At 70.7% G+C, this 9,962-nt stretch carries 11 protein-coding genes; 3 read left to right on the top strand and 8 right to left on the bottom strand.

The features are described from left to right. Both ACWGIG_RS32625 and ACWGIG_RS32620 read right to left on the bottom strand, forming a co-directional pair. A partial coding sequence (locus tag ACWGIG_RS32625; protein WP_453325301.1) for a transporter substrate-binding domain-containing protein occupies positions 1–556 on the bottom strand: 556 nt, incomplete at its 3' end. A 162-nt stretch (positions 557–718) separates the two neighbouring features. Continuing rightward, a complete protein-coding gene (locus tag ACWGIG_RS32620; RefSeq protein WP_453325300.1) occupies positions 719–1,717 on the bottom strand; it encodes a YdcF family protein in 999 nt (332 codons plus the stop codon). A 198-nt stretch (positions 1,718–1,915) separates the two neighbouring features. Here ACWGIG_RS32620 and ACWGIG_RS32615 point away from each other — a divergent pair, with 198 nt between their 5' ends. Beyond that, positions 1,916–2,308, top strand: coding sequence for a subtilase-type protease inhibitor (locus ACWGIG_RS32615; protein WP_453325299.1), 393 nt, complete (start codon positions 1,916–1,918; stop codon positions 2,306–2,308). An 86-nt stretch (positions 2,309–2,394) separates the two neighbouring features. Here ACWGIG_RS32615 and ACWGIG_RS32610 read toward each other — a convergent pair whose 3' ends face one another. From ACWGIG_RS32610 to ACWGIG_RS32590, 5 genes are all read right to left on the bottom strand, one after another. Further along, the gene (locus ACWGIG_RS32610; protein ID WP_453325298.1) at positions 2,395–2,556 is read right to left on the bottom strand and encodes a hypothetical protein; all 162 of its coding nucleotides are present in this window, start codon (positions 2,554–2,556) and stop codon (positions 2,395–2,397) included. Positions 2,557–2,643: 87 nt separating this feature from the next. Beyond that, positions 2,644–3,609 (bottom strand): cytochrome c oxidase assembly protein, encoded by a 966-nt coding sequence (locus ACWGIG_RS32605; protein ID WP_453325297.1) that lies wholly within the window; start codon positions 3,607–3,609, stop codon positions 2,644–2,646. 127 nt (positions 3,610–3,736) lie between these two features. Further along, a complete protein-coding gene (locus tag ACWGIG_RS32600; RefSeq protein WP_453325296.1) occupies positions 3,737–4,762 on the bottom strand; it encodes a 6-phosphofructokinase in 1,026 nt (341 codons plus the stop codon). 150 nt (positions 4,763–4,912) lie between these two features. After that, positions 4,913–5,641 carry a type 1 glutamine amidotransferase gene (locus tag ACWGIG_RS32595; protein ID WP_453325295.1) on the bottom strand — a complete coding sequence of 243 codons (729 nt, stop codon included), beginning with the start codon at positions 5,639–5,641 and terminating at the stop codon, positions 4,913–4,915. Positions 5,642–5,668: 27 nt separating this feature from the next. Further along, a complete protein-coding gene (locus ACWGIG_RS32590) occupies positions 5,669–6,907 on the bottom strand; it encodes a MurT ligase domain-containing protein (RefSeq protein WP_453325294.1) in 1,239 nt (412 codons plus the stop codon). 172 nt (positions 6,908–7,079) lie between these two features. Between ACWGIG_RS32590 and def the strand changes: the two genes are divergently transcribed. Next, entirely contained in the window at positions 7,080–7,625 is a 546-nt protein-coding gene (def, locus tag ACWGIG_RS32585; protein ID WP_453325293.1) for a peptide deformylase, read from the top strand. 126 nt (positions 7,626–7,751) lie between these two features. On the opposite strand, the gene ACWGIG_RS32580 is transcribed toward def, so the two are convergent. Further along, positions 7,752–8,405, bottom strand: a complete 654-nt coding sequence (locus ACWGIG_RS32580) for a TetR family transcriptional regulator (protein WP_453325292.1) — start codon at positions 8,403–8,405, stop codon at positions 7,752–7,754. Positions 8,406–8,562: 157 nt separating this feature from the next. Here ACWGIG_RS32580 and ACWGIG_RS32575 point away from each other — a divergent pair, with 157 nt between their 5' ends. Then, the gene (locus ACWGIG_RS32575; protein WP_453325291.1) at positions 8,563–9,792 is read left to right on the top strand and encodes an acyl-CoA dehydrogenase family protein; all 1,230 of its coding nucleotides are present in this window, start codon (positions 8,563–8,565) and stop codon (positions 9,790–9,792) included. Positions 9,793–9,962 lie beyond the last annotated feature (170 nt).

Here is a 9,962-nt window from a genome sequence, read left to right as displayed (position 1 = left end):
TCTCCAGGCCCGTCAGGCACTCCGTGGGGGAGGCGAACTCCTGGAGGTCGGCGTCGGGGGCGAGTTTGTTCTTCACGTTCTGCGCGGACGTCGAGCCGGTCACGGAACACAGCTTCTTGCGGTTGAGGTCCTTGGCGCTCCGGATGGAACGGTCGTCCGCGCGGACCAGGAGGTCCTGGTGGGCCAGGAAGTAGGGGCCCGCGAAGCTGACCTTCCGCTTGCGCTGCTCGGTGATCGAATAGGAGGCGATCACCAGGTCGACGTCCCCGCGGGTGAGCAGATTCTCCCGCTCGGCCGGCACCGCGGCCTTCCACCTGATCCTGCTCGCGGGCACGCCCAGCTTCCCCGCGACGTAGGTCGCGACGTCGATGTCGAAGCCCTCGTACACACCGTCGGGGGTCCGCATCGCGATGCCGGGGAGGTCGTCCCTGACCGCGATCGTCAGCGTGCTTCTGCCCTCCCTGCTCCCTTTGTCCCCGTCGGTTCCTCCGCAGGCGACGGCCGTCCCGCAGAGGACGGTGGCCGCTGCCGCAGTGACGGCCCGAGGCATACGCATGAGCGAACTCCCGACGTCCGGCCAAGCACCGGAATCGACTGCGATGTCCACCCGGCATCATGCCCGCCCTCCGAAGGGACGCAACGGCCGCGACGGCAACGGCCGAAACACGCCGCGGGGCCCGGCCACGTACGCGATCCGTGGCCGGGCCCCGCGGGCGGATCAGGCGAGGCCGGAGAGCGAGCCCATGAGGACCAGCAGCGCGCACATCCCGAAGTTGATCACCTTGTGCCCCATGAAGACCGCGGCGAACTCCCGGATGACCGCGCTCGGCCAGAAGTAGCGGGCCGTGGGCGAGCCGATCACCTGGCCGTTGATGTGGGTCTTGCGGGCCATCAGGGCGGCCCGGAAGGCGTGGTAGTTGTTCGTGACGACCACGCACCGGTAGCCGGGGTCCGCGTCGCGCATCATGGCGCCGCTGAAGGTCAGGTTCTCCTCCGTGGTGCGGGACCTGCCCTCCTGGAGGATCCGGTCCTCGGGTACGCCCGCCTCGACCAGGTACTCCGCCATGGCCTGCGCCTCCGGACGGTCCTCGTCCGGGCCCTGCCCGCCCGAGGTGACCATCATCGGGTTCCCGCCGGCCGCGACCTGGGCGTCGTACAGCGCACGGCCCTTGTTCAGCCGGCTCGCGAGCAGCGGCGGCACCTTGTTGCGGATCAGTCCCGAACCCAGCACGACGACGAAGTCGAGACGGCCCCGGGGCCTGAACCAGCCGTACAGCAGCGAGTACAGCAGGAAACAGGTGAAGAGGAACGACACGTAACCGACGACCAGGACCGCGACCACCGTCACCGTGCCCAGCGTGCGCGAGCCGGTCGCGAGCGTCGCGACGAGCATCACGGAGAGCCCGACGATGCCCAGGCCCGCCAGCAGCGAGAGGAGATTGGCCGGGCTCCGGCCCTCCTTGCGGACCATCGTCAGACCGTTCCTGATCAGGAACACGGCCAGGGTCAGCGCGGACAACACGGCCAGCAGGAGGAGCACCGCGGCGAAGGCGCCCGCGAGGCGGGGATGCGTCTGCCCCGCCTTCAGCATCACGCCGATGAGCGCGAAGAAGAGGGCGAAGACCAGGTAGACGCCGTTCCGCAGACGTCGTCGGTCGCGCAGCATGCTGACGGCGAGGGCCAGCAGGAAGACTCCGGCCGGCGCGAATACGATCATGTGTGTACGGTACGTCACTTCCGACGGCCCCCAGGACGCTTCGAGCAGGGGGCCGAGCGAGCTCCGGAAGGGACCAGGTGGGGCAACGCGGCGCCCCCGGACGGGCGACGGCGGAGCGGTGGACGGCGTGGCCGGTTGGCGGGGCCCGCGGCGGCGGGTGCGCTCTTCCCGACACCCCGTTCCCGACCTGGAGGCCCCATGCGCATCCGCTCCGCAGCCGTCACGGCAGTCGCCCTGCTCGCCCTCGCCCCGGCGGCCACCGCCGTCGCCGAGAGCCACCCCGCCCCCCAGAGGGGCCTGTTGCTCACCGTCGCCGGCACGGACGGCACCTGGATCCGCGGCGTCGGCCTGCGCTGTTCGCCGCGGCCGGGCGGTGCCCACCCCGAGGCGCAGGCCGCGTGCTCCGCCCTGACCTGGGCACGCGGCGACTTCGACGCACTGCGGGGCGACCCGCACCCGTGCACCAAGGAGTACGACCCGGTGACGGCGACGGCGGACGGCACCTGGCGCGGACGTACCGTCCACTGGGAGAAGACCTTCAGCAACGCCTGCCTGCTCGACGCGGAGACCGGACCGGTGTTCCGGTTCTGAGCGTGCGTTGCCCTGCCGGTCCGGCGCCGAGCGCCCCGTTCTGACCGCCCCGGGGCGCCCTGTACGACGCGTGGCCGCCCCCCCGTTCAGCGGCCCCGCGTCGTCGCCGCCGTTCCCACGGTGGCCAGCAGCAGCACCACCCAGCCGAACCACAGCCAGCCGTTGCTGCCCATCGTGGCCGTGTACGCGGTGACGACCACCAGCGTTCCTACGGTGAGCAGTCCCATCGACTTCGGCGAACCGGACATGCGCGCCCCCTCACTCCGAGTGGAGGGCCATCGTCACCCGCCGGGGCACGCCACCGCTACAGCTGTGCGCCTGAACAGCCGCAGTGCCTACGACGCGCCGCCCCGCGCCCGCAGCGAAGCCAGGTACGCGTTGTACTCCTCCAGCTCCTTGTCGCCGTCCCGGTCCGCCGCCCGGTCCGAACGCCGCGCCACGCGCTGTTCGGAGCGGTACCACTGGAAGACCAGCGCGATCAGCACCAGCACGGACGGGATCTCGCTGAACGCCCAGGCGATGCCGCCCGCCGCGTTCTGGTCGGCGAGCGCGTCGATGCCCAGCGAGGCGGGCGGGTTCTTGTACGCCTCCACCATCGGCTGCGTCGCCATCATCAGCGCGATGCCGAAGAACGCGTGGAAGGGCATGCCCGCGAACAGCTCCAGCATCCGCATCACGTAACCCGGCCGGTGCGGCCCCGGGTCGACGCCCATGATCGGCCAGAAGAAGATCAGGCCGACGGCGAGGAAGTGCACCATCATCGCGACGTGCCCGACCGCATTGCCCATGAGCATGTCGAAGAGCGGGGTGAAGTAGAAGCCGTACAGGCTCGCGATGAACAGCGGGATGGTGAACGCCGGGTGCGTGATGATCTTCATGTACCGGCTGTGCAGCAGCGCCAGGAGCAGTTCGCGCGGACCCTTGCGACCCTTGCGCCCGCGCCCCGACACCGGAAGTGCGCGCAGCGCCAGCGTCACCGGGGCGCCGAGCAGCAGCAGGATCGGCGACAGCATGCTGACGATCATGTGCTGCACCATGTGCACGCTGAACATGACCATGCCGTAGTCGTTGATCTTGGTGCACATCACCAGCAGCACGGTCAGCACGCCGATGACGAAGAAGACCGTCCGTCCGACCGGCCAGCCGTCGCCGCGCCGACGCAGCCGCACCACGCCCCACCCGTACAGGGCGAGCGCCGTCAGGCAGCCGATCAGGAAGAAGGGATCGGGGGAGAGCTCAAGGCCCCGTCCCAGCGTGAACGGCGGCAGATCCATGTTCATGCCGTGCCCGCTGTGGTCCATCCGCTGACTCCTGATTAGTGCCGGTTGTCCGGTCCAGAGTAGAACTGCCCCCGGCCGCGTCGGCGACCGGGGGCAGTTCGTCAGGCATACGTCCGTCCGGAGGCATGCGTCCGTCGGGCACGGGGCCTCAGAGAACGCACTCGGCTTCCGCGTACCGCTCCACCGGAACCGTCTTCAGCTCCTCGACCGCACTGGCCAGGGACACCATCTCGATGTCCGTGCCGCGCAGCGCCGTCATCATGCCGAACTCGCCGCGGTGCGCCGCCTCCACCGCGTGCCACCCGAAGCGGGTCGCGAGCACCCGGTCGTACGCGGTCGGGGTCCCGCCGCGCTGGACATGGCCGAGGATCACCGCGCGGGCCTCCTTGCCGAGGCGCTCCTCCAGCTCGATCGCGAGCTGGTTGGCGACGCCCGCGAAGCGCTCGTGCCCGTACTGGTCCTTCTTGCCGATGTCGAACTCCATCGACCCCTCGCGCGGCTTGGCGCCCTCCGCGACGACCACGATCGCGAACTTCTTGCCCGCCGAGAACCGCTTGCCGACCAGCTCGGTCAGCTCCCCGATGTCGAAGGGCCGCTCGGGGACGACGATGGCGTGCGCGCCCGCCGCCATCCCGGAGTGCAGCGCGATCCAGCCGGTGTGCCGGCCCATGACCTCGACGATCAGCACGCGCTGGTGGGACTCGGCGGTGGTCTTCAGCCGGTCCAGCGCCTCGGTGGCGACGCCCACCGCGGTGTCGAAGCCGAAGGTGACGTCCGTCGACGCGATGTCGTTGTCGATGGTCTTCGGTACGCCGACGATGGGCAGGCCCGCCTCGGAGAGCAGGTGCGCCGCCTTCAGGGTGCCCTCGCCGCCGATCGGGATGATCGCGTCGAGACCGAGGTCGGCGACGTGCCCGCGGGCCGTCTCCACGCCGCCCCGCAGGTGTGCGGGCTGGACGCGGGAGGAGCCGAGGATGGTGCCGCCGCGGGCCAGGATGCCGTTGACGGCGTCCAGGTCGAGCGGGCGGTAGTCGCACTCCAGGAGGCCCCGCCAGCCGTCGTGGAAGCCGATGACCTCGTCGCCGTGGTCGGCGACGGCACGGTGGACGACGGAGCGGATGACGGCGTTCAGGCCGGGGCAGTCGCCGCCGGAGGTGAGGACACCAATGCGCATGGCGCGAATACCTTTGCAACGTGGGCCGAATGACCGGACCACGTCGTCCGGGCGGGTCCCGTCACCCTACAAGCGCGGGGTGACGGGACCGAACCGGGCGTCCAACGGGTGGACGTACTCCGTGCGGAGGACGGACGCCGTGAATCAGCGTCAGGCGGGCTGCGCGGCGCTCGCGATGCGTTCGGCGCGCAGCGCCTCGTACCAGCGGTCGTCCGTCGGCGGCAGCGCGTTCACGTCGAGGGCCAGCTTCAGCAGCAGGTCCGCGATCAGCGGGTTGCGGGCCAGCACCGGGCCGTGCATGTACGTACCGAAGACGGTGTCGTTGTACGCGCCCTCGGTGCCGTCCCCCGTGCCGTTGCCCTTGCCCAGGCGGACCCGGGCGAAGGGGCGGGCGGTGGGGCCGAGATGGGTGACGCCCTGGTGGTTCTCGAAGCCGGTGAGCTGCGGGAGGTTCAACGGGCCGTCGATGTCGCCGAGCACGTCGCCGACGCAGCGCTCGCCCTCGCCGCGGGTGGAGACCACGTCGAGCAGACCGAGACCCTGCTCCCGCTGCCCGAGGTCGTTGATGAACTCGTGGCCCAGGATCTGGTAACCGGCGCAGACGGAGAAGACGATCGCACCGTTGGACACGGCGCGGCTGAGACCGCCGTCCTTGCGCAGCCGCTCGGCCGCCAGTCGCTGCGGGCGGTCCTCACCGCCGCCGATCAGGTAGATGTCGCCCGAGGTCGGGATGGGCTGGTCGCTGCGGACGTCCACGCGCTGCACGTCCAGGCCGCGCTGCCGGGCCCGGCGCTCGACGACGAGGGCGTTGCCCTGGTCGCCGTACGTGCTGAGGAGGTCCGGGTAGATCCAGACCAGCCGCAGACTGCTGTCGTTCATTCGAGTCATGATCCTCTGCGGTTTCTGTCAGTTGCCGACGCGGCGGCGGAGGTCCTGGAACGCGGTGTAGTTGGCGATCGTCTCGATCAGGCCGGGCGGCGCGAGCTGCACGGCCTCGTCGAGGGTCTCGCACACCCGGAAGTCCAGGTTGGCCACTTCGAGCCGTACCGCCAGGTCCAGCTTGCGGTCGCCGAGCACGAAGATCGGGTGACCGGCGAGCCGGGTGTAGTCGACGTCCCACAGCCAGGAGGTGTCGGTGCCGTCGGCGCCACGGGCGTTGACGGCCAGGATCACCGGCGTCGGCGGCGGGTTGATCAGCGAGAAGGTCTCCAGCCAGCCGGCCGGGTTCTTCGCGAGCAGCAGCCGCAGTTCACGGTTCTGGAACTGGACGATGTCGTACCGTCCGGCCACCGCCTGCACCTGGTACATCCGCTCCAGCGCCACCTGCGGCGGTACGCCGAAGGTCGCGGCGACGGCCGCGGAGGTGGCCGCGTTCGCCTTGTTGGCGCGGCCCGGCAGCTGGAGGTGGATCGGCCACGCGGAGCCGTGCGGGTCCAGGACGTGGTCGCCGGAGAGCACCCAGCTCGGCGTCGGACGGCGGAAACCGCACTCGCCGCAGAACCAGTCGTCGCCCGGACGCTGCATCACACCGCCGCAGGAGGGGCACGACCACGCGTCGTCCTTCCACTCCTGACCGGCCGCCACCCACACCACGTTGGGCGACGAGGACGCCGCCCACACGATCAGCGGGTCGTCGGCGTTGGCGATGACGACGGCCTTCGAACCCGCAAGGCCCTCACGCCACTTCTCCGCCAGCATCCGCGTCTCCGCGGCCCGGTCGAGCTGGTCTCGGGAGAGGTTCAGCAGCGCGATCACCTTCGGCGTCACGTCGCGCGCCACCCCTGCGAGGTACTTCTCGTCGACCTCGATCACGCCGTACTTCGCGTCCGAGCCGCCCGCCAGGGCGGAGGTGATGCCCGCCGGCATGTTGGCGCCGAGCGCGTTGGAGACGACCGGACCGCTGGCCCGCAGGGCCTCCGCGATCAGCCGGGTCGTCGTCGTCTTTCCGTTGGTCGCCGAGACAAGCACCACGTCCAGGTGGTTTGCGAGTCGTCCCAGCAGGTCCGGGTCGAGTCTGAGCGCGACCTTGCCGCCGATCACCGAACCGCTGCCGCGCCCCGCGGCGCGGGACACCGCCGCCGCGGCCTTGCCTGCCGTCACGGCCAGCTTGGCCCGCGGCGACAACGGCTCCGTGTTGCCTGCCATCGTCACTGATCCTCCTTGCATCCGGCGCCGCACTTGCCCCAGGTCCACCGGTCAACAGTCGGGGCTCAGCCTATCGAGATCCCGCCGCGTGCCCGAACCGCGGCACCCGTGGGGAAGGGCGCGGACCAGGCTCGACGGTACGTGACCTGCTGAGGAACGTACGCTTGCGGCCATGCGACACCGTCCCATTCCCGGCAGTTCCGGCACCGTACGCCCGATGACGCTGCTCGGCGACCCCGTCCTGCACGCCCCCTGCGAGCCGGTCACCGACTTCGGTCCGGCCCTCGCCGGACTGATCGAGGACCTGTTCTCGACGATGTACGCGGCCGAGGGCGTCGGCCTCGCCGCCAACCAGGTCGGGGAGTCCCTGCGCGTCTTCGTCTACGACTGCCCCGACGACGAGGACGTCCGCCACCTCGGTCACGTCGTCAACCCCCGCCTCGTCGAGGCCGACGGCCCCGCCGTGCGCGGCCCGGAGGGCTGCCTCTCCCTGCCGGGTCTGGAAGCGGGCACTTCGCGCTTCGACCACGCGGTCGTCGAGGGCTTCACCATGACGGGCGAGCCGGTCACGATCACCGGCACCGGGTTCTTCGCCCGCTGCCTCCAGCACGAGTGCGACCACCTCGACGGGCTGGTCTACCCGGACCGGCTCACCGGCTGGCGCAGGGCCAAGGTGCAGCGGGCGGTGCGCAGGGCGCCGTGGGGGCGTACCGCCTAGGCGTTCGTGCGAGGCGTTCGTACGGTACGAGGCCGGGGCTGTGCGGTGGTGTCGAGACGGCGGTGCGGTGCTGCTGCGTGGCGGTGGCGGTGGCGTTGCGCGGTGGCGTTGTGCGGTGGTGCTGCGTCAGAACCCCGGGCCGCCCGGCCGGTCGCCCGCAGCCGCGAGCCGTCCCCACAGCAGATCGGCCAGGCTGCTCACCAACTCGGCGCGGGAGCAAGGACGTTCGCCGAGCCACCAGTCGCCGGCCGCGTGCATCATGCCGACGATGCCGTGGCCCCAGACCCGGGCCAGTTGCTCGCTGTTCGGGCCGAGGTCTACGCGCTCGGCGATCACCTCGGCCAGTTCCTCGCCCATCCGCCGCAGCAGCGGCGCCGAGTGACGGCCCACGTCGAAGCCCTGCTCGGGCTGCGGGGTGGTGGCGTCCTCCGCCGGGTGCATCAGGAACCGGTAGACCTGCGGGCGGGACTCGATCGCCGCGAGATAGGTGTCGAGCGTCCGCTCCACCCGCTCGCGCCGCTCGGCGGGGGCGTCCAGCGCGGCGCGCAGGGCGGCCAGCAGTGCATCGGTGTGCCGCTTGGCGAGGGCGCGGTAGAGGCCGCCCTTGTCGCCGAAGTGCCGGTAGAGGATCGGTTTGGTGATGCCCGCCTCGGCCGCTATCGCGTTCATGGAGGCCTGTGGGCCGTCCCGCAGGACCACCCGGTCCGCGGCTTCGAGCAGCTCGCGCCGCCGGGTCTCGGCACTCGACCGCTGCGATCCGGCCTGCTGTGTGGTCTCCATCGTGTGCTCTCCCCGCCCAGGTGATTCCGTTCCGTGACGCCCGCGCAACGTAACACTGCCCGTCGGCGGCCGACTGTCGGGCCGACTGTTGACAGGGGCTACTCGCGGGTAACACACTCGGGGTTACCGCAAGTAACTTGCACGCGCTGGAGGGGACATGGCCGAGTTCACGCTCGATCTCAATGACGACCAGAAGCAGGTCCGGGACTGGATCCACGGTTTCGCCGCGGATGTGATGCGCCCGGCCGCAGCGGAGTGGGACGAGCGTGAGGAAACGCCCTGGCCGGTGATCCAGGAGGCCGCCAAGGTCGGAATCTACTCGCTCGACTTCTACGCCCAGCAGTACTTCGACCCTACGGGCCTCGGCGTCCCCATGGCTATGGAGGAATTGTTCTGGGGCGATGCAGGTATCGGGCTCTCCATCGTCGGAACGGGCCTGGCCGCGGTCGGCGTCCTCGCCAACGGCACCGAGGAGCAGATCGGCACCTGGATACCCCAGATGTACGGCGACGCGAACGACGTGAAGCTCGCCGCCTTCTGCTCGTCCGAGCCGGACGCGGGCTCGGACGTCGCGGCAATGCGCACCCGCGCCGTGTACGACGAGGCGAAGGACGAGTGGGTCCTCAACGGCACCAAGACCTGGGCGACCAACGGCGGCATCGCCAACGTCCACGTGGTCGTCGCCTGCGTCGACCCCTCCCTCGGCTCCAAGGGCCACGCCTCCTTCATCGTCCCGCCCGCGACCCCAGGGCTCTCCCAGGGCCAGAAGTTCAAGAAGCACGGCATCCGCGCCTCGCACACGGCGGAGGTGGTCCTGGAGGACGCCCGCATCCCGGGCTCCTGCCTCCTCGGCGGCAAGGAAAAGCTCGACGAGCGCCTGGCGAGGGCCCGCGAGCGGGCGGCCAAGGGCGGCGGTGAACGCGTGAAGAACGCGGCCATGGCCACCTTCGAGGCATCCCGCCCCGCAGTCGGTGCGATGGCCGTCGGTACGGCGCGCGCGGCCTACGAGGTCGCCCTCGACTACGCCAGGACCCGCGAGCAGTTCGGCCGCCCCATCATCGACAACCAGGGCATCGCCTTCCAACTGGCGGACATGCGCACCCAGATCGACGCCGCCCGCCTGCTGGTGTGGCGTGCCTCCTGGATGGCGGTCTCGGGCAAGCCGTTCACCGCGGCGGAGGGCTCGATGTCCAAGCTGTACGCGAGCGAGACCGCCAAGAAGGTGACCGCGCAGGCGATCCAGATCCTGGGCGGCAACGGCTACACGCGGGAGTACCCGGTGGAGCGGATGCACCGGGACGCGGCGATCTACACCATCTTCGAGGGCACGAGCGAGATCCAGCGACTGGTGATCGCGCGGACGCTGTCGGGCATGCCGATCCGTTAGGGCGGGGCGGGGTGGGACGGGGGTCACGGTCGACGTGATCCGGTGCCACTACGCCGGGGCCGGGCGCGTGGATGGGCTGGGGTCTTCGGGCGCCCGCCAGGCCCTCCAGGTCCGATACCGGTCCAGAAATCTCCACTTCGTGGAAGCCGGTGTGTGTGGATTCACCAGGG

This window comes from Streptomyces sp. NPDC054863 (assembly GCF_053610825.1).
Note: the sequence above shows the minus strand (reverse complement) of the source record. Positions and strands in the feature narration are given on the sequence as shown.